The following is a 21,008-nucleotide window of genomic DNA, read 5'->3' on the forward strand; positions in this document are numbered from 1 at the left end:
GGCACCACCGGCGGTCAGGCCGAGGCCCGCGGGCCGGCGGCCGCCGGCTGGGCGGGGACGGCGACCCGCGGCGGCGGGGCCGCCACCGCTGCCGTCGGCGCCTTCGCGGCCGTGCCGGGCGGCAGGGTCATCGAGAGGCGGGCGGCATGGCGGTCTGCCGCCTGGGCAAGGCCCTGGAGGGCCTGGAGGTCACCGGGCGCGAAACGGGCGGCTCCGACGGCGGCGGCAACAAGGGCCTTGGCCCGCTCTGCCACCTCTGTGTACGGGCCGACGGCTGGTCCCGGCCCTGCGCCGTGCGCCGGCAGCTTCTGCCAGGCGTCGCGGAAATCGACGACCCGGCGGTGGCTGGAGGTGGCCAGCTCCTGACCCATGGGACTGCCGATCCACCTCTGGAAGTGGGACGTCACCTCTTGTTCTGCTCGTAGGGCGTCCTCGCGGGTGGCGTAGGCTGGCGGAGTACTCCGGTCGACGAGCCGCTGCATCTGCGGCTCCTCGATGGACGGCGCCTTCTCTGCCGATGCCTTCTCAGCCGACGGCGGCGTGGGTGCCGATGCGGGGTCGGCACCCACAGCTGTGCTGTAGGTGATGGTCGAGTCGGAGAGCTTCAGCAGGGCGTCGGCGGCGGGAAGGTCACCCCCTCGACTGAGGTGGTTCGCCAGGCGCGCCGCGTAGGTCGAGATCGCCTCGCAGGCACGGACGGAGACCGTCCTCCAGAATCCCTGGAAGCGAACGTCCGCCTGCAGGTTCTGCCAGTACGGGCCGGCCTTCTCCCTCATCACGTTCCAGACATTGCGGACTGCGCCGCGGATGGTCTGGATGTGTTGCCACTCCGGGTGGTCTTTGAGTGTGGCCGTGTGGGTGTCCGCGCCGGCCTCGGCGGCCTCGACAGCGGCGGCCGCCGCCGGAACTTCCGGTGCCGGGGGCTGGTCGGCGGCTGCGGGGGAGGGTGTCGGCGGTGCGATCGGCGCCCAGGGTGCCGGCTGCTCGGCGGCAGGGGCCGAGGCGCCTGCGGGGGTCGGCTGCCCGGCGAGGACGGCGATGTCGTCTGCCACGGCCTCGCGGACCTCGGACGACGGAGCGGGCAGGCCCAGTTCGTCCCACGCGACGAGGGCCTCTTCGAGTTCGGACCAGTAGATGTCCTCGGGCGTCGGCCCGCCGGGGGCAGCAGGACCGCGGGAGGGAGCAGGGGCGGCCTGGCCCACAGTCGGCTGATCACTCCCCGCCCACAGGGGCATTCCTGAGGAACCGGTACGCGGTGCGCCGGTGTCAGGGCCGGTGGCCTGGTCTGTGGGTGTGGCCACGGGTACCTCCATGGGTTCGGCGGTGCGGCTGTCAGGGCTGGGGGCAGTGTTGAGGGCGCGTCCGCGGGGCGGGCTCTCCTCGGGTGAGAAGGTCCGCTCGCCGTCGTCCGCCTGTGCACCGGGGGGAGCAGGGACGGGTTCCTCGGGAGCCCCGGGGGTCTCATCAGGACGGGACGGGGAGGCCTCCGCGGATCCCTCCGGTACGTCGGGGGAGGCAGCGGGCGGCTCTGCCTGCGGAGCTGGTGGTGCCGTCGGCGGGGCAGGGCGCTCAGGTTCATCCGGCTCACCGGCTCGGTCCGGGGCAACCGGCGTCTGCTGGGTGCCTGCGGTAGACGCCGGTTGCTCGTCGACCGGCGCATCGCGGTGGACGGGAGGCGCCTGTGATTCCACGGGCGCCGTGTCGGGAGGCCCTGCCTGCTCGGCCCGATCCTCTGTCGCGGCGTCGGGGGCAGCCGTCTGGGGCGCGGTGCCGGACGCTGCCTCGGTCTGAGGCGTCGGCTCAGGGCCGGCGCCGAAGAGGTCGAGCTGCTGTGGTTCCGCCGCAGAGTCCCCCGCTGGCTGCCCGCCCTGGGAATTGGCCGGGGTGTTCGCTGTTTCCGCTGGGGCTGGGGTGGCGGGTGGCGCTTCCTCCAGGGTCATCTGTCCCTCCGGGACGCCCTCGGGTTCCGGCTCGGGGGCGGGGTCGTCTGGTGTGGTTGGAGCCGGGACGCGTCCTGGCGGGGTCAACCCGAACTCCGTGAAGATGTCCCGCGTGCCGTGTCCGTCGCCCGGCTCCGCGGCCTTCGCCGTGGTTTGCGGGCTGCCGTCTTCTTCTGCTGTGGCACCGTCGCCGGCCTCGTCGGCGGGTCCGTTGACCGTGGCTTCGGCCATGGGCGCCACCAGGGGGATGGTCATGGCGGCGGGGGTCGACGGCAGTTCGGGGGCGGGCGTTGTCTGGTCGTACGCGGCGAGGGCGGCCGCGGCCTGGTCCACCCTGGCCTGGTGGGGTGCCCGCTGCTCGGCGCGCTCCCGTACGGCCTTCTTGCGGCCTTCGGGGGTGCGGTACGTCTCCGGGTCGAGCATGGACTCGGTCAGCTCTGGGTGCTTGTCCCGTTCGGTGATCGCGGCGATGACCGCGTCGAGGAGTTCGACGCGGCGTCGGGCGTGCTCGATGGCAGGGCCGTAGTCGACGGCGGCCTGCTGTGCGGCGAGCAGGGTGATCTCGGCTTCCAGGACCGGCATCCGCTCACGGTCCATGAGCTGGTGGTCTTCGGCCTTCTCCAGGGCGGTTGCCAGGCGGCCGATGAGGGTGGCGCCGAACTTGGGGTTGGAGAGGTCACCGATGGTGGAGCGGGATTCGCTGTGGCGCAGGTCGGGGAAGCCGACGTGTGCGCGGATCTCCCTACCGCCGTCCAGGATCTCTGCGCGGACCGCGAAGTCGAGCCCGCCGAAGGTCCCGAGCATCGCCCACGGCCCCAGTCCGAGTGCGGTGCGGCTGCGCAGGGTGTCGACGACGGCCTGGCGCAGGACGGGGCCGGCCTCGCTGCGTTGGTCGAAGTCGCGGCCGGCGAGCCGGATCCGGAAGGCGTCGCCGCGGATGGTGGCGGTGATCTTCGGCAGGGCGGTGTCGCGGGCGGCGACGGCGTTCTGGGTGGCGGCGAGTTCGGCTTCCTTGGTGAGAAGGAGTTCGGCGTGGCGGACGCGGTCGGCCGCGAGGTTGCGGCGGTCGGCCTCCAGGCCCTGGAGGTGGCCCTTGGCCTCTTCGAAGGCGCGCATGTAGGGGTTGCCGCCGATCTCGGCGGCCATCGTGGCGTAGTCCCAGTCGCTCGCGCCGATCTCTTCGACGGTGTCGTTGTCGTCGTCCCCGGCGCCGGGCGGGCGTTGGATGTCGCGCAGGCCTTCGGCCTTGGAGGTGAGCAGGCCTACCTGCCAGGCGTCCATGCTGCCCTTGGTGGCCAGGAAGTAGATGTTCACCTCCTCGTGCTGGTTGCCGGTGCGGACAACGCGGCCGTTGCGCTGGATCATGCTGGCCGGGGTCCAGTCCTGGTCCAGGTGCATGAGGGCGTAGGCCCGGTTTTGCCCGTTGAAGCCGGTGCCGAGGACTTCGGTGGAGCCCATGAGGACCGCGATGCCGCCGTGGTTGGCAGCTTGGGTCATCGCCGCCTTTTTCTCCGGGGTGGCGTTGTCCTGCGCGAACTGGACCAGGTCAGGGGGGACGCCGCGGGCGGCGAGGAGGTCGCGCAGCTCGGCGTAGGCGTTGAAGTTGCCCTTGTTCTGTCCGCCGGGGGTGCCGGAGTTGCAGAAGACGAAGAACAGGCCGCCGGGGACGGGGTGGGGGGTGTGGTCCCGGGTGGAGACGGTGTAGGTGTTGTTCTTGTGGGCGTGGTAGCCGGCCGCGATGATGTCGGCGGCCGTGACCAGCTTGTTCGCCGCGGGCGCGTTGCCGTCCACCAGGCGGGGGTCCAGGGCGACGGCGCGGCCTTCGTGGGTCACGGCAAGCATGTTGTCCTCTTGGCGGGTGACGTCTCCGGCGTGGATCGCCTGGCCGCGGGCCATCAAAGCCTGGAGCCGTGAGCGCTGGTCAGCGGTCGGCTCGACCAGGACGAGTTCGGGTGCGCCGCCGGCGAGACGAGGCCGTTCGATGCCGACTTCCTCGCCGGTCTTGGTGTCGGTGGCCAGCCCCCACATGGTCTTCATCGTGGTCTTCGACACGAACCGGGAGTAGCGCTCGACGACCACGAGACCGCTGCCATCCGGTGCCATCTCGATGCGCTGGACCTTCTGTCCGAAGGTCTCCGCCCACAGGTCCGGGCCATGGACGCCGAACTGGTCCAGGAGCCATGGCGTGGCGAGTTCGAGGACCGAGTACTGCTCGAAGATCGAGTTTTCCATCGGTGTGCCGGTGCCGATGGTGACGGTCGGGCGGCCTCCGGCGGCGTCGGCCATCTGGTGGTGCCAGGCGAGCTTCTGGTGCAGGTCCACCGCGCGGACGCTGGCGGTCTCGCCGCCGGCCTCCTTCGAGCGGAAGCCGATGGCGGTGAAGCGGTGCCCTTCGTCGATGAGCCCGTAGTCGAATCCGAGGTCGTCCCAGTAGACCTCGCCGGGGGTGCGCATCGGGGCGTCGTTGCGGCGGATGCGGGACTCGACGGTGGCCAGGCGCTGTTCGAGCTTCATCAGCGCGAACCCGTTGTGCGGTACGCCGCGCTCACGCTCCAGCTGTTCCTTGAGGGATTCGAGTTCGCGGAAGAGGTAGAGCTCCTGCTTCTCGGGGCTCATCCGGATCGACCGGAACGCGTCCTCGGTGAAGATCACCAGGTCGGGGGTGTTGGAGCGCAGCCACTCCAGCATCGGGCGCCGCTTGTCGCCTTCGAGGTCGGCGGAGGTGATCAGGCGGATGTCCGCGTTGCGGTAGAGGAGCGTGGCTTCGTCCAGCCATTGCCGGGCCAGGTGGGACTGGACGACCGCGTACGGCTTGGCGATCTGGCCCGAGGCCTTGAGGGCCTGGGATCCCATCACCATGGTGGTGGTCTTGCCGAGGCCGACCTCGTGCGCGAGGACCACACCGCGCTCGAACTGCATCCGCGCGGCGCCCGCCAGCTGCCACGGGTGCGGGGTGCGTTCGGTGGTGAACCCGGCCAGGGTCGGGGCGAGGCCGTCGTAGGAGCGGACGACGTGCCCGTTCATCTGCCGGTTGAAGGCGTCGGTGAGGATCGTGACGCGGCTGGTGCTGGCAGTGCAGTACTCCTCGAACGCCGAGCGCATCGCATCGGCCTTGTAGCGCATGGCGCGCGTGGCGTCCTCGTCGACGCCGCTGCCGTCGAGGGTGTTGACGACCATGGAGGCTCGTCCGAGGAGGGCCTTGGCGATGTGGATCGCCGTGCGTCGCTCGGTGCCCCTGAGCGCGTTGATTGCGTCGGGGATCTTCCCGGCCGCCAGGGACCAGCCGTAGCGCTCGTTGTGGCTGACCTGGAGGGTCGGATCGCCTAGGTACTCCCGCAGGAACCCCTGCACGAGAGGGGTTGGGATCCAGTGGGCGCCGAGCTGGGCGGTGAACTGCCCCAGCCGCTTGGCGGGCGGCTGGACCGCTTCCAGGGCGGCCACGTTGACTGCGTACGCCGGGTCGGCGGCCGCCGCCTCGCGGGCCTGGTCCAGCTTCTGGCGTACCGCTCCGGACAGGTAGGCGCCGGCGTGCTCCAGCTTCGCGGTGACCGGGTTGTCGAAGACCTCGGTGCCCAGAAGCAGCCGTGCGTCCTCGGGTGTGGTCTTCAGCAGGGAGGCGATCAGCGGCAGGTCGACGTGGCCGGTGGCGCCCATCACGGCCGTCAGCGCCGTCTTCGGGTCGTCGGTGGACTCCAGATCCCCGCGGCGGGCGCCCGGGCGCCGGGTGAGGACCTCGGAGTGCACTGCCCGGTCGTTGTTCCGGTCCCAGTGCTCCAGGCCCAGGACGGCGGCAGCGTGCGGGTCCTTGCGGAACCAGCCCCACCCGGTGGGGAGCCTGCCCTCGGCGTCCAGGTCGAGGCCGGCGTCGCGGGCGGCGGCCCGGGCTTCGTCCGTGGGCTGTGCCCTGCGGGTCTGCCCGGGTTTCGACAGCGGCCCGTACGCCGTGGTGTAGGCGGTGTGCAGGCGAGCAAGCCGGCTGCGGGCCTCGGTCGCGGCATCCGGGTCGTCGCCGGTGCGGTCCAGTTCCCGGACCTCGCCGGCGACGTCGCGCAGCGACATCAGCATCCGCAGCTGCTCGGTGCCGGTGACGCCGTCGGCGGTGACGACCCGTACGGGGTCCTGGCCGTTGGCGTGCTGCCAGATCCGGGCCTGGTCGTCGACGTAGAGGCGGCCGGTGAAGTCGGTGGCGTGCTTGTCGCGGGCGGTCTGCAGCAGCAGCGGCTCGCGGTCGGGACCGTCCTCGTGGGGGGTGTAGCCGCTGCCGGCGGCGATTGCCTCGGCGGCGGCAGCCTCCATGCGCTCGCGCAGCAGCCGCGCGGCCGTTCCTGGGTCGCCCAGTACCGTCACGCGCGGCCCGAACGGGCCCATCTCCGACGTCAGCTGCCCGAGCACATGGTCGGGGTGATCAGCAAAGTAGGCGTTGACGTGCAGGGTGTGGGCGCCGAGCTCCCTCTCCGGCGCCTGGATCCAGCCCAGGTCACCGGGCCCCTCGCCCTCGGCGCGGCGGCGGAAGACCAGTACGTCGGCGACGACATCGGTGTCGGCGGTCTGTGCGAAGGTGCCCTTCGGCAGCCGGTAGGCGGCTGCCAGGTCGCCCCAGCGGGCCATGGCCCGGCGGGCAGCGGTGTCCTCGCCGTCCAGCGTCCACCGTGAGGTGATCACTGCCATGTAGGCACCCGGCCGCAGCAGCGCGAGCTGCTTGATGATGAACCCGTTGTGCAGGGTCTGCCCGTCCGCGCCGTAGCGTCGCTCCCCGAACGGGGTGTGGTGGGAGAACGGAACGTTGCCGATCGCCGCGTCAAAGCGCCCGGTCGGGGCATCGGTGACGGCGAAGGACTCGGACAGCACGTTGGCGTGCGGGTGGATCCGGGCGGCGATCGCCGCCGTGGTGGGGTCCAGCTCGACGCCGGTCAGCCGGGCGGTCTCGGGGGCCACCCCGAAGAACGTGCCGGACCCGCAGCCGGCTTCCAGGGCCTCCCCGCCGTCGAAGCCGTACGCGGCCAGGCCTTGCCACATAGCCTCGGCAATGGGCTGGGGGGTGTAGTGGGCCGACAGTACGGCCCGGGAGGCCGCTCGCCACTCGAAGGGGTTCAGCAGCTCCCGCAGCTCGCCACGCACCGGAGAGTAGGACTCCCACTCGGCGTGGTCCTTCTCGAAGCGGCCCTCCCGCTCCCCGCCGAGCTGGTAGAGCGGCTCGGCGGGGTCGGGCTCCTCCGTGAACAGGATCGGGACCGACCCCCAGCCCGACCAGCGGGCCAGAACACGCTTCTCCTCATCGCTCGCCCCCCGCCGATCGCGCTCCAGGGCGCGCAGTACCTTGATCGCGTCGAGGTTCGCCGCGGCTCGGCCCAGGAGGCTGCGCGGCAGGTCGGCCGGGTCGGGGCGAAACCGGCCCTGGGTTACAGGTTCTCCAGCTCCCTGCGGATCGCGGCCAGCTCCGCCGCCTCCGGGCTCACCGGTGCCGGCGCCGCGCCCTCGTCTTCCTCCGCCGGCGGCAGCATCTCGCGCAGCACCTGCTCCCTCGCCGTCGCCGCGATCTGCCGCAGCTGCCCCACCCGCGCCTCGTACTCCGTCTCCGGGTCCAGGGCCTCCTCCAGCGTCTCCTCGGCCGTCTCGATCGCCTCCTCCATCTGCGTTCCCAGGCGGCGGAAGAACGCGTCCGGATCCTGCATCGCCGCCAGCTCCCGGGGCCGGAACTCCTCCCAGTGCCCCCGCAGCAGCGCCTCGTACGGGTTGATCGTCACCATCGTCCTCGCCTTCCTCGTGGCCGTCGACGCTACCGGTCAGCGCCGCCATCTGGGCCGCCAGGCGGCCTTGGTCCACTCCCCGCCGGTCGACGTCGCCGCCGACGGCCCGCACCTGCTCGATCACCGTGTTGATGCCGATGAGGGCGGCGCCCATCCAGGGGATCCGCCGCTTGGCTGCCTCTCGGTCCCGCTTGGGCAGGGCATCGTCGAGGGACTGCTCGCGTAGGTCCTCCGTGGTCCGCTCGGCGATCCGTGCCAGCTCCCCGAGGAGCCCCTCCTCGAAACTGAACGGGTAGGCGCGCATGACCTGGTTGTTGAGCGGGTTGTTCACCTTCGTCTGCGTCGGAAGGCTGTAGTCGGTGAGCAGGTCCAACACCCGGTCCAGCTCCGGGGACCGTTCCGGCCTGCGTCGCAGCCAGGACACCAGCGGGTCGTGGGAGCCGACCGGCAGCGATACCTGCCGCCTGAGGCCCCAGGTGCGCTGCGGGAGCGTCTGCGGGTCCTGGTCGTAGCGCTGCACCAGGGCGGCCATCGCCGCCGGCCGCGATTCGAAGTCACCGATACTGCTGCGCCCGTCCCACCCGGTCAGGGACCGGAACTTGCCGCCCTGGCGTTCGACGTAGCCGTATCCGAGCTCGGCTCCGTCGATCAGCACCGGGCGCCGGCCGCTGATGTCCCTGCCCAAGGTCGCGCGGGCGGCATCAGGGTGCTGCTCCAGCCCCCGCCGGTCCCACTCGGCGTTCACCTGCTCCAGCCGCGCGGCCCGGGCTTCCTTGACCGCGGCGCTGTGCGAGTAGGCGGACTGCTCGGTGTGGGCGTTGACGAGCGACGCGAGTTCGGCGGCCTCGGCGATCAGGTTGTCGAACTCCACCTCGCCCACCGGCACCCGCTCGCCGTAGGAGCGGGCCCGCCGGATCACCCGCTCCTCCTGAAGACCACGGCGGAGGGTGGCCACCTGATCGTGGAGCTCGTGGACCGTAGGCAGGCCCGCCCATGCAGCATTGATCAGCGTGCGGGCGCTCTCCAGACCCGCGTCGTCCAGACCCGCCGGTGCCGGACCTTCCAAGACGGTCCGTGCGCTGCGCGCGTGCCCTTCGGCGATCACCTCCTTGCGGCGGCGATCGAGCGTCTTCCAGTCGGCGTCGGAGGAGTGGAACGGCCAGGTGGTGATCGTCGAGTCCCACCACTGCTGCTCGGCGGCCAGCGCCTCCGCCGTCAGCTCGTTGACCGCCGGTGCTGTCGCGACCTGGTCCAGCAGTCGGCTGCCCCGCTCCTCGCGCACCTCCCGGTGGCGCTGCTCCGCCTCGGCCGTGTACTCGCGTGCCCGCTCAGCCCTGGCGGCGCCCTCTGCCTCGACGAGTTCCTCGTACGTGAAGGCGGTGAGGTCCTGCGGTTCCCGAGGGGCCGGCACGACGGCCGGAACCACAGCCTGCGCCGGCTCCTGCGGCGCTTCCACAGCCGCTGCCGAAGTGGCGGCGGGGACGAGGGCGGCGTCAAGGGCCTCGGGGGTCTGCCCCGTCCCCAGCACCACGACGTTGCGGTCCTGCCGCGAGAACGCCATCAGCACGGCGGCCAGGTTGCGGTCCCGGGTTGCCGGGTTCCATTTCCGGCCGGTCGCCCACCCCTGCCGCTGTCCCGACCAGTACAGGTTCCCGGCCTTCACCGCCCGCCGGTCGGCATCGTCGTGCATGTCGGTGCCGTACACCGCGGCGACGCCGTCCGCTTCCCATCGCACCCACACGCGGTCGCGGGATGCCGGGTCGGCCGCAGCCCGGTGGTGACGGGCCGCCAGCACCGCGAACGACCTCAGCCGCCCGTCGCCGATACCGTCGCTGACAAGCCGCGTGTCCCCGACCCGGCCCGCCAGGGCATCGCTGTAGCCCCGGCGGGCAGCAGAGGCGATCTCCGCGCCGTCCGGGCCGAACACGGTGACCGCGCTGCCCTTGACGAGGGCGTGGTAACCCGTCACGCCCTCGACCGGCTGAGCCCCCTCGGGAACCGGCAGCGGCCCGGAGGCGGCCGGGTCGGCGGCGGGCTCGCTTGCCGAGGCGGGGTTGTCGGTGGGGGTGGGCACAGGGCCTCCTCTACAACGGGGTGTTCTGTTCTGCTTCTCTGCGGGCCAGCTCCCCGGCCGCGGGGTGGACGGCTGCTGCGGCTGCCGTGTCGGAGAGGGTCAGCCACGTCTCGAAGTCCCGCTCGCTGCCTGCCGGCGGGGGCACAATCAGCGGCGGTTCCTGGTGGATGCCGGTCGCGCAGGCGGCGAGCTGGATGCGCGGGAGGAAGGCGTGGAGGGTGTTGATCCAGTCCGCCTCGGCGAGCTCGCGGCCGGGGGCCTCGTCTCCGGCGTAGATGCGGATCCAGCCCGTGTAGAGGGCTGTGAGGTGTTCGACGACTGCCGAGTGCCGGTACCAGCAGTACGTGATCTTGTTGTGGAGTTCGAAGGTGGTCCGCATCCAGTCGACCCATACGGCGAGCTCGCGCATGCGCAGCCGGCGTTCCGGGAGGTCCATGGCCGCCCAGACCCAGCGTTGCGGCTCGGGCTTGGGGTGGCCTCCGGGCGGGGCTGGCCACAGGTCGGCGGGGTTGAGCATGTCCGTCATGTGCGCCTCCGGGCAGGTGGTCGGGGGGCTACTTCTTGGCGAGGTCGACTGCGGGATCCGCCGCCTGGGCGAGGAGCTTCTTGAGGTCCTTGTCGCGGAAGGTGAGGCGCATCTTCACCTTGATCGGCGGCAGGTTGGTGTACTGCGCGATCGCTGTGAAGTCGGGGAGCTGCTGGAGGGAGTGGACCGGGGCGAGGTCGGTCTCGGTGGCGGAGGTGTTGGTGGAGTGCTCGCCGCGGGAGCGGCCGTGGGAGGTCTTCATGACCTCGGTGCGGCCGTAGAGGCCGGAGAAGTAGCGCAGGGTCTCCAGGTCGCCGCAGCCGGGCAGGAGCATGCGCAGGCCGCTGGCGGACAGGACGGTGTTGGCCTTCTGCGTTCCGAGGGATTCGCGGAGCTGGGACAGGTCGTGCCAGACGGTGAGCATGGTGATGCCCATGCCGCGGCCGGTGGTGAGGATGTTGGGCAGGCGGGGGTAGCGGAGCATGTTGCCGGCCTCGTCGACGAGGACGCCGACGCTGGGGCTGATGGGCTTGCCGGTCGCGTTGTAGCGGGACTCGGCGGCGTGGATGGCGCCGGCGATCAGGGAGCTGATGAGCGGGGCGAAGCGGTCGGCGTCGGCTTCGGAGGCGATGATGCAGATGGTGCCCCGTTGGTCGAGCCATTCCTCGAAGGTGAAGTCGGAGCGGGAGCAGGTCTCTCGGACCTCTTCGTCGGCGAAGACGCGGGCCAGGACGTTGAGGCTGAACTGGATGGATCCGATGCCGTCCTCGTGCAGGCGCAGCCACGGGGAGGCGTAGTCGTCGGCGACGTCGGTGTAGCCGTGGGCGAGGAGGACGGCGCGGACGTGATCGACGGCATCCTTGCCGAGGCCGATCCAGCGGCGCATGTCGCTGATGCCGCCGCCGGAGAGCTGGGCGGCGAGCATGATGCCCTTGAGGACGCTTTTCGCCTGGTCGATCCAGGGGGCCGCGCGCTTGTCGTCGCCGGAGGAGGAGCCTTCGGCGGACCAGGCGGCCATCCGGTCGGCGGCCTTGGCGTCGGTGCAGTAGGCGACCGGGGACCAGTGGTCGGTGGTGCGGCCGGGGATGCCGGCCGGGGCGATGACCCAGACGGGTCCGATGGCGCGGCGGCGGGCGTAGATGACGTCCAGGTCGGCGGCCTTGGTGGTGGTCACCACAAGCGGGCCGGCCCACTCGGCGGCGTTGGGCAGGACCAGGCCGGTCGTTTTCGACGAGCCGGGTACGCCGAACACGGTGGCGCTGATGTTGGGCTGGGCCGCCACGATGTTCTTGGTCCGCAGGCCCCGTCCGGCCGTGATGCGGTTGGCCCGGCGGCTGTGGTCGTTGTGGGCGGACATCTTCCGCTCGGTCTTGGCCCCACCCCACTGGGCTCCCCCGCCGCGGCCGCCGAAGGACATCGCGCTGGCGGCCTTGACGATCACCGTGCCGACGGCGAGGACGAAGAACACGGTGAGCGCGTAGAACAGCCAGGTGGGCGGGGCCGGCTGGTAGACGGATGCGGGCCCCTTCACGAGGGCCGAGATGACCGTGACGGGAACGCTGCCTGTGCTGGTGACCCAGCCGTTGCCGGAGAGCCAACCGGCGAGCGGGCCGGCGAGCAGGACGGAGCCGCCGACCGTGACGACCAGGCCCGCGCCGTACGCGGCGAGCAGGGTGTTGTCGTCGAGGCCTGCCGCGGAGGGGCCGGTGCGGTCGGCCATCAGATCACCATCTTCTCGTCGGTCTCGAACAGCCTTTCCTCTGTGCGGGAGAGCACGAGTTGGACCGCGTGCGAGCCGCCGCCCCGGCCGACCTTCCACAGGGCGCGGCCGCGTTGTCCGGCGCCCCAGGAGCCGATGAGCGCGCACTCGGAGTCGGTCAGGCCGATGGCCTCGCGGGTGATCTGCAGGGGCCGGGTGTCCTGGGCGAGCTGGATGCGGGTCTCGCAGGAGGCGATGAGGTCGCGGGCGATGGCGACGGCCTCCGAGCCGGCCGCGCCGACGGACTCGAAGTCGGAAAGGCGGTGGGTGGCCAGGACCTGGATCGTGCCGGTCGCGCGTGACAGGCGCAGGTCGGCGTCGATCTTCTTGACCATGGTGGCGCCGCCGGAGCGCATCTGCCGCCACAGCTCGTCCCGCACTACGATCCAGGGGCGCTGTCCGGGCTGGTCGATGGCGGACTGCGCCCAGCTGGAGACGCAGGACAGCACCATGGCCACCGTCTCGTCGCCGTACTCCTGCAGGGCGGAGATGTCGACGGACTGGATGGGGGCCTCCCAGTCCAGGTCGATGCTGGTCGCCTCGTCGAAGAGGCCGCCGAGGTGGCCGGTGACCATCCCGCCGAGGGCGGAGCGGATGGAGGCCATCTGCTCGCGGGCCCGCTGGATGTCGCCGTCGCGGATGCGCAGTTCGCGGGCCATGGCTTCGGTGGGGTCGCGCAGGCGGTCGTAGACGAGCGGGAGGGTGGGCACGGCGAAGCGGGTGGCGCCCGTGTTGTGGAGCTCGCCGGTGACCTCGCGGACGGCGACGTCGAGGGCTTCTTCCTCCTGGGGCTGGAGGGTGCGGCGCAGCTGGAGCTCCAGCAGGGCCTTGAGGAGGGTGAGGCGGCGGCGGTGGATCTCGGTGAGGCGCGACTTGAGTTCGGCCGGGTCCTTGATGAGGTCCAGGCCGGTGCCGAGCGGGCCCGCGTCCAGGGGGTTCAGGCGCCCGGGCAGGCCGGGGCCCAGGCGTACGGGCTCGACGCCGAGGTGGCGGCACAGTGCCTGGTACTCGCCCTTGACGTCACCGGCGATCAGCGTGCGGTGGCCGAAGGCCATCAGCCTCAGGGACAGCGCCTTGACGTGCGCGGACTTCCCGGAGCCCGGGATGCCGGTCACCATCACGTTCGGGTTGGTGCACAGGCCCTCCTTCACCCACACGGCGGGGTGGGCGCTGAAGGCTTCCGTGGTCAGTACGTTGCGGCCGATGTAGGCGCCGATGGGCGGCAGGCTCGCGGCGTGGAGGTAGGGGTAGAGACCTGCGGCGTTCGCGGTGTCCGCGCGGACGACCTCGGTGCGGGGCACGGCGGCGGCCCGCCCCGCGAAGGGCTGGGCCCACCCCTTCTTGGGGGCGATCCGCATCGCGGTCTCGTGCTCCTCAAGGCGGCGGGCGCGGCGCAGTTCGCGGGCGCTCTTCTGAGGAGGGAGGGGTTCGGGCTCGCGGTCGGCGATGCCGGCTGCCTCGTCGAGGCTGATGGCCTCCAGCAGGGTGTTGCCGGCCTGGCGGCGGGAGAAGAGGCCCATCAGAATCCCATCCGACGGTCGGGCAGGCCCTGGCCCAGCGGCAGGGCGCCGGTGGCGAAGCCGGTGTCCTGGGCGCCCCACATCCGGCGGACTTCCAGTCCGGAGGCGGCGGCGTCGGCCTGCAGTTCGGCGCACGCGGTCTCCAGCTCGCCGAGGTCGGTGACGGTCACGGTCAGCACGGCCGTGATCCGCATGACGCCTTGGCCGGAGGCACGGGCCACGTCCTGGGCGCGGGCGATCGCCTCTTCGCGGCGCTCGTCCTCGCTCTCGTCCCGTCCCGACTTCGCGCGCAGGTGGCGGGCGGAGCTCCTCTTCGCCTTGTCGCGGGCGAGCTCCTGGCGGGCACGGCGCGGGCCGATCGGCTCGTAGAGCAGGGTCATCGCCCGGCGGGCGTTCTGCCGCGGCCGCAGCAGCGGCTGAAGGATCGTCGCGTACACCTCGGACTGCGGCCAGGTGCGGACCTGGTAGGACACCGACCAGGCGCCGTCGTGCCGGTAGACGCCCCAAGCCGTTTCGGCGGCGGCGGGGCCGGCGAGGTCCACGTCGACACCGGGCGCGGTTCCCCTCCAGTCAGGGGCGTGGGCGGCGGCAGCCCGGGTGGCGAGCATCTGCTGGGCTTCGGGGTCGTAGGCGGTGCGGACCGTCGCGGCGACCTTGCGGGGCGGGAGCCATTCGACGACCTGCAGGCTCGCGGTGGACAGCGCCTGGCCCATGGCGTGGAGTTCGCGTACGAGGACGGCGGCGGCGCCCACCTGGCCGCCGCCGGCACCCTTGATCGCCAGGCGTGCCCGGGAGCTGGAGAGGGTCACCGTCAGGTACGTCTCCCGGGACGCTGCGGCCGGGCCCGCGCCGTCCATCAGCTCGGCGAGTGCGGTCACCGCGGCCGCCGGCGCGTCGGCGGTGACGTGGCGGGCAGTCCAGGAGGCGAGAGCTGCGCCGTCGTCGGGCAGGCACCGCTGGTGCACGGCGATCCGGGTGACCGGGGAGTCCTCGGTGCAGTAGGAGCGCAGGAACTGCGCCCAGGCCGCCACGCGGCTGGCCTGCTTGTCGGTGTCGACCAAGGCGAGGCCGGGGAAGGTGATGCGGGCGATCGCGCTGTAGGTGCCGGCCACGGGGTCGTGGACGACGCCGAGCTGGCCGCCGAGCCCGTCGGGCGCCTCAAGGATCCGCAGGCGGGACAGGACGCCGGGCAGGTCCATGGGCTGGCGGCCGGTCTTGGCGGAGCGCGGCGCGAAGGCGCCGGAGAAGAACAGGTTGCGTCGGGTAGCCACGGAGATCTGGTGCCTTACTGCGAGAGAGATCCATTCGTCTGCGCTGAGTCCTGAGACTCGCCCGAAGGCGAGGCCGAGCAGGATCAGGGCGATCGGCAGGCATACGAACGCGGCCTGCCAGCCGACGTTGAACGGCATGAGCGCAAGCAGGGAGGCGACGGCGACCATCGCGAAGCCGGGGCCGGACAGGCGGCCCATGAAGCCGGTCGTCTCGGACTGCCAGCCGCCGTAGGAAACGGGTTGTGACATGTCATCCCTCGCTCGGGGAGGCGGGCTCGGACTTCGCGGGGGGCGGTGGTACCTCGGTCGGCGCACCGATGGGAGTGGGGGCGGGGCCCGGAGCGCGGCGCGGCGCGATCACGACGTGCCGTCCGCCACCGCCGCCTTGGTCGAGGCCTGCGTGGGCGGCCGTGCTGGACAGGCCGGACTCCAAGGTGTCCTTGCCGACGGCAGCGACCTGCAGGCCGAAGGCGGCCATGCCCATCGCCCGCCCGCCGAAGCGGGCCGCGGTCTTGGCGGGTCCGCCTGCGGCCGCGCCGGCTGAGGGGGCGGCGGCGGGCGCGGAGTTCTCCGACTCCAAGGCTTTGGTGTAGCCGGGGCCGCCGCCGACTGCTCCGGCGCCGCTGGGGTCGGGGCGGTATCCGCCGGTCGAGGATGAGGCAGAGGAGCCGATCGAGCTGATCCAGCCCGAGGCAACGGAGCTGCCTGCACCGTTCGTGGTGAAGACCATGAACTTCGCCAGGACCGGCCAGCAGAAGCACGCCCCGACGAAGATGACGAACCCGACGATCATGTTCTGCACGCCCTTGCCCTCGGACATGGCGAAGAAGCCGATGGAGAAGGCTCCGACGATCGCGGGCTTCATGAGGACCAGGCTGGCGAACGCGTTACGGGCCTTGGGCCACCACTCGGAGGTGGAGTCGGAGAGCTGCCCGGCCAGGGTGATGGGCATCGTCGCGATGATGATCATGATGCCGACCTGGCGCAGGAGCATCTCCACCCATAGGGCGGCGATCGCGAGGATGCAGAGGATGCCCAGGACGATGATGACGCCGACGGCAGCTACGGCCATGCTCTCGCCGGCGATGAGCGCACCGCCCACGGTGGCGGCACCGCCGCCGCCGGCGATCAGGCCTCCGAAGAGCGTGCCGAGCTGCTGCTCCATCGCCTTCGTCGCGGCTTCCTGGCCGCTGCCGCCGCCGTCGAAGGTGGTGTTGATGATCCAGGTGGAGATGGCGTCGGACCAGTCCAGGGCGGCCTGGGCGACGACCAGGTAGACGGAGGAGATCACGGCCCACTTGGCCAGACCGATCAGCGCGGTGGCGGCGGGACCGCCGTCATGGCTGATCGAGACCTTCCCGAACTGGATCAGCATGAGGAAGACGGCCAGGACCGCGGACAGCGCGGTCATCATGGCGGTGAACTTCCCGATGCCGGTCTCGCTCAGCTTGATGGAGGAGTTCTCGTTGAAGAGCTTCGCGAACTCGCTCAGCAGCCAGACGACCGACTTCCCGATGTAGGAGGCAGCCTCCTTGAGCGCGTTGGAGGCGAACTCTGAGAACTTGCCCGCCACCCAGTCCAGCGGCCCCTTGGCCGGCGGCGGGTACTTCGCCTCGCCCGCCTTCTGGCACTCGGTGAACGGCTTCTTCTCCTTCACCACGCAGTCGGTGAGGAACTGGTTGAGCGCCTCGTAGTCCTTCCACTCCTTGTCGGGGAAGTCCTTGCGCCACCGCTCCAGGCGGCGGAGCTCGGCTTCCGTCTGCTGCTCGGGCGTGCACTCCCTGGCGCCGTTGCCGTCCGCGCCCTCGCACGGGATCGTCCTGCCGGGGAAGGGCGGGTCGTCTGGTCCGGGCAGGTGGCACTTTGTGATGTCGCCGATCTGGTCGACCAGGCAGTATTTGCCGTCAGGGTCGAGGCCGATACTCCAGTCCTGCTCCCATTCCTTCGGAATCGGGTTGGGTGGGCCCACAGCGGCGTGGTGTTTGGGGTCGTCCGCGGCAACGGCGACGGACAAGGTGGCGCCCGCACTCAGGTAGGACAGCAGGGCGCACAGCACAACGGCGGCTCGCAGTGCGCGCTGGAAGAGGTCAGCCCGCATGGAGCACCTGGGCCCATCCGTCGTTCCAGGCGAAGCGGCTGGTCGGCTCGTAGGCGACGGGGAAGTCGCCCAGGGCCTCGAACTCGTCGGTGAACTTCCAGGCTCCGTCCTGCCACTTCACCATGAAGTCGACGGTGTCTCCCCGCAGGGGGTTCTCGTCGCGGCCGCCCTTGGGCCCGGTGGCGAAGCGGTCGTAGGAGAGCCAGACCTGCATGACGGTCCCGACCTGCACACCGGGGGCCTTGATGGTCTTGGCCCGGGCCGCGGTGACGGCGGTGGTGAAGTTGGTGTCGGCCGGAATGCCGCCTGAGGGGGGAAGGCCGAGAGCCTCGCGCATCTTGCGGATCTCGGAGACGCGCTTGTCGACGAAGCCGGGCGCGTCCTTGGAGGCCACTGCGGTCAGCTGCTGGCGGGCCTTCTCGTCGTCGAGCCAGGCGAACTCCTCCCAGAAGTAGACGGCGGCGGAGATCCCGCCGACGGGGGAAGCCGGGAAGCCGGTGGAGACGCCGTCCTTCTGCCCGGTACGCGGTGACAGCATGATCTTCTTCCCCTTCTCCGGGGTCATCGGACCGCCGGAGGAGGACCCGGTGCTCGCCGGCGGGGACGTGGTGGCTGCCGGCGCCGAGGGGCTGGCGTCCGCGTGCAGCTGCCCCTTGTCGTCCCGCATCAGGGTGGCTGCCGCCAGCCCTCCGCCGACCAGGAGCGCGGCCACCGCCACCACGATGACGGCGAGGACGAGTCGCGCCCTTCGGGCCTTGAGCCCGCTCGACGATTCCACGCTCACTTGCCGTTGGTCATCGTGAAGACGGCCAGGACCAGCGAGGACGTCAGGCCGATGCCGCCCGCGCCAATCAGGCTCCACAGCACGCCCTGCTTGCCCCTGGCCGCCAGGGCGGCCCGCTCGGTGTTGTGGCCGATCGCGGTCAGGGCCCAGCCGCAGAGCCCGCCGAGCACGGCGAGCGCGAGGCCGCCGCCGGCCGTCCAGGCCAGGATGTTCTTGGTCGGCTCGTTGACCTCTTTGGGGAGTGTCGGGTCGAAGTCAGGCACGGGCCCGTCGGCGAGAACGGCCACGCCGGGGTCGGCGGCAAGGGTGTGCAGGCTCGTCAGGAGCTGGCTCATGTGCGGGATTCCTCGTCAGACAGCAGGGACTTCAACGGTGGTGGAGAGCGGGGCGGGCTGCGGGGCGTCGGGCAGCGGGGCGCCGAAGGTTGCGCACGCGGCGGAGAGCACGGCGGTGGCCAGCTCTCTAGCCGCCTGTCGGGTACGCGTACGGATCCGGGCCGGCTGGGCCTGGAGTCCGTTGGCGCGGATGTCCGGGTCGTGGGGGAGGTGGACCACGGCTGCCGTGCGCGCGGAGAGCATCGTGGCGGCGGCCCTGACCACGGCGGGCAGACGCCCGTCGGCGGTGCCGGCCAGGACGACCACCATGCGCTGCAACGGCAGCCCTTCGGCATGCAGCACCATCAGGGCCTGCTGAAAGGCCTGTATGCCGTCGGCGGTGGCCTGGGCGCACAGGATCGGAACGGCGAAGGGGAGGTCGCACCAGGCGCGGGTCAAGCTGAGAGACCTGGAGCACCGGGCGGCCAGGAGGTCGTGCGCTACGGCATGGGCGGTGTCGGCGACGACAGCCTGCCAGCCGCCGGCGGCAGCGAGCTGGTACCAGGCGGCAGGGTGGAAGGGCAGCGCCAGCGGAGCGGCGTGCCACTCGCGCCGGTCGGTGAGGATGTCCCAGTCCCCTGCGGGTGCCTGCCGCACCGCTGCCGCGTCACGGATCTGAACTCGCGTCACGGGCTGGTCCGGCGGCAGCGCGGCCAGACCGCCGGCCTGTGTCTCCCCGCCCCACGCCGGCCAGGGGGAGCCGAGGCGGGGGGCCAGGTCCAGCACGACGGTGTCGGCCACCGCGCCCAGTTCGTCGGCGAGCAGGTGCACGACAGTCGAGCGCGCGCTGCCCCCGGCTGCGGCCATCACCGGCACGACGAGGCGCGCGGTCTCGGGCAGCCCGGACACCAGAATGCCCCTTTTACCCATAAATCCCCCAGAACGCGCCAAACATAGTCGTCGCAAATGTGAACACCACATGGCCGCCGACTCAAAGCGAAACGCATCGGCACCCTACACCGGTCATTCCGAACTGACCGAGGGATATCCACCAACCTTCCCGGCGAGCGGAAATGGCATAGTGTCACGACCTGCCGCACAGTCCTGCGCAGATCAAAAACCGGCCAGGATGGCTGGGTTGAATCTTCTTGGGCGCAAATCGGTTGGGCGCCGAGGGGGACCGGAAGGAGAACGGGTGGGGGCGAAGCGATGGCTGGGGCTGGCTGGTGCAGGTGTGGTCGCCACCCCTCTCGCTCTGGGGATCGGCATCGTGATGCTCGTCGCCGCGGTCGCCGAGGACGACAGCAAGGGTGGCGGCTTCGGCACCTGGCCCACGGCGGGCTCATTGAAGATCGGGGGGCCTGACGGCGTTCCGGCCGAATACGCCCAGCTGATCCTCTCCGCTGCCGCCACCTGCAACGAAGGGCTGCCGCCGGCCATCCTGGCCGCGCAGATCTGGGCAGAGTCGACCTTCGACCCCACAGCAATCTCCTACGAGGACCCGAAGACGAAGACCAGGCCAATCGCGTACGGCATCTCCCAGTTCATTCCCAGCACGTGGGCGACTGAGGGACTCGACGGCGACGGCGACGGCGACCGCGATGTCATGGACCCGAAGGACGCAATCCCGAGCCAGGCCTCCATGATGTGCAAGCTGCTTGTGGACGCGAAAAAGCATCCCGAGTATTCCGGCAGTCCGATCGAACTGGCCCTCGCCGGGTACAACGCGGGATTCGGCGCCGTGATCGAGTACCGCGGCGTTCCCCCGAAATCGTTCGCGGGCGGACAGACTTACGACTACGTGAAAGCGATCCTCGCACAGTCGGTGAAGTACACCGCGGCCGTCGGGGGCGGCGGGGGGCCGGTCAACCTTCCGGCCGGCTTCACGCTGCCGCCCGACACCCCGCCCCAGGTCCGCACCGCGGTCGCCTGGGCCCTGCAGCAGAAGGACAGCTGGTACCAGCTGGGCGGTGACTGCACCAACTCCCACGGGTCGAACCCCGCGCACTGGTGCGACTGCTCTTCGCTCATGCAGCAGGCGTACAAGGCGGCCGGAATCGACATCCCTCGCGTCACCTTCGACCAGATCAACCTGCCCATCCAGGTCGGTCTGGACAGCCCGAAGCCAGGCGACTTGGTCTTCAACGCGGGCCTCGACGGATCCGCCGCCAGCCCCGGCCACGTCGCTATGTACATCGGGTCCGGCCTGCTCATCGAGGCCCCCCGGACAAACGTGCAGACGCGCATCGTGCCCTACAGCAGCTGGCGCAACTCCACGAGCTACATGACGCGGGTCACCGGCATCCGCCGGGTGGTGCGCTGGTGACCGACACGAACACGGGGACTCCCATGCACGATCAGGCCTTCTTCCGCCCCTGGGGCGTCGTCACCCCGGACTTCTGGGCCGGTGCCGAAGACCCGGGCGAGCCGGAACCCCAGCCCGCCGCCGAGCCGGATCCGGAGGTGACAGAGAAGGAGCCGGAGCAGCCCAGCGCCCTCGACGTCTCCGAAGTGCCCCAGGCGATGCCCGACGTGCGCGGGGGCCTCGCGGCGATCCAGGAAGCCGTCGCCGACGGCCAGCACGACAAGGCACAGGTACTCGCCGAGGAACTCGACGACGCCGTCACCGCCGCGCACGGGGAAGTGGACCTGGACACCATCCAGGTCCGCGAGGTCCGGGGCTACCTCGCCGGCCTCACCGGGGACCAGGAATCCGGCCTCAACTGGTACCTCCACACCCTCCGTCTCCGCTCCCAGCTCCACGGGCCGGACTCCCCGGACACCGATGCGGCCGCCCGCCGCGCGTACAGCCTGTGGCGCACCCTCCCCGCCCGGAAGGCTCAGGACGCCGCCGGGAGCCTGCTCACAGCCATCAGCCAAGCCCAGGGCCCTGATGCCCTGGCCGCCCAATGGACGCGGCGCCGCAGTGCCGAGCTCGCCGCAAACCCCGATGAGCTGCAACCTCAGGACTGATG

The 21,008-nt window shown here is 71.3% G+C and carries 10 protein-coding genes; 2 read left to right on the forward strand and 8 right to left on the reverse strand.

From position 1 onward, the window contains the following. Positions 1 to 14 precede the first annotated feature (14 nt). The 8 genes from AC069X_RS34995 to AC069X_RS35030 form a co-directional block, all read right to left on the reverse strand. On the reverse strand, positions 15 to 9,761 hold the full coding sequence (locus AC069X_RS34995; protein WP_478735193.1) for a hypothetical protein: 9,747 nt from the start codon (positions 9,759 to 9,761) through the stop codon (positions 15 to 17). Positions 9,762 to 9,771: 10 nt separating this feature from the next. Then, positions 9,772 to 10,287: a hypothetical protein gene (locus tag AC069X_RS35000; protein WP_478735195.1), complete on the reverse strand. Its 516-nt coding sequence runs from the start codon at positions 10,285 to 10,287 to the stop codon at positions 9,772 to 9,774. 28 nt (positions 10,288 to 10,315) lie between these two features. After that, positions 10,316 to 12,007 (reverse strand): type IV secretory system conjugative DNA transfer family protein, encoded by a 1,692-nt coding sequence (locus tag AC069X_RS35005; RefSeq protein ID WP_478735197.1) that lies wholly within the window; start codon positions 12,005 to 12,007, stop codon positions 10,316 to 10,318. Further along, the gene (locus AC069X_RS35010; protein ID WP_478735199.1) at positions 12,007 to 13,566 is read right to left on the reverse strand and encodes a type VI secretion protein; all 1,560 of its coding nucleotides are present in this window, start codon (positions 13,564 to 13,566) and stop codon (positions 12,007 to 12,009) included. The genes AC069X_RS35005 and AC069X_RS35010 overlap by 1 nt, the downstream gene beginning before the upstream one ends. Continuing rightward, positions 13,566 to 15,086, reverse strand: coding sequence for an SCO6880 family protein (locus tag AC069X_RS35015; protein WP_478735201.1), 1,521 nt, complete (start codon positions 15,084 to 15,086; stop codon positions 13,566 to 13,568). The genes AC069X_RS35010 and AC069X_RS35015 overlap by 1 nt, the downstream gene beginning before the upstream one ends. A 1,838-nt stretch (positions 15,087 to 16,924) precedes the next feature. Next, entirely contained in the window at positions 16,925 to 17,719 is a 795-nt protein-coding gene (locus AC069X_RS35020) for a hypothetical protein (protein ID WP_478735203.1), read from the reverse strand. Next, entirely contained in the window at positions 17,716 to 18,054 is a 339-nt protein-coding gene (locus AC069X_RS35025; protein WP_478735205.1) for a hypothetical protein, read from the reverse strand. Before AC069X_RS35025 ends, AC069X_RS35020 begins: the two co-directional genes overlap by 4 nt. A gap of 15 nt (positions 18,055 to 18,069) precedes the next feature. Then, complete coding sequence (locus tag AC069X_RS35030; protein ID WP_478735207.1) at positions 18,070 to 18,942, reverse strand: hypothetical protein; 873 nt, start codon at positions 18,940 to 18,942, stop codon at positions 18,070 to 18,072. Positions 18,943 to 19,228: 286 nt separating this feature from the next. Between AC069X_RS35030 and AC069X_RS35035 the strand changes: the two genes are divergently transcribed. Together AC069X_RS35035 and AC069X_RS35040 are read left to right on the forward strand one after the other, a co-directional pair. Then, complete coding sequence (locus tag AC069X_RS35035; protein ID WP_478735209.1) at positions 19,229 to 20,359, forward strand: C40 family peptidase; 1,131 nt, start codon at positions 19,229 to 19,231, stop codon at positions 20,357 to 20,359. Continuing rightward, entirely contained in the window at positions 20,356 to 21,006 is a 651-nt protein-coding gene (locus AC069X_RS35040) for a hypothetical protein (RefSeq protein ID WP_478735211.1), read from the forward strand. Before AC069X_RS35035 ends, AC069X_RS35040 begins: the two co-directional genes overlap by 4 nt. Positions 21,007 to 21,008: the final 2 nt, after the last annotated feature.

This window comes from Streptomyces sp. NPDC043896 (genome assembly GCF_056435605.1).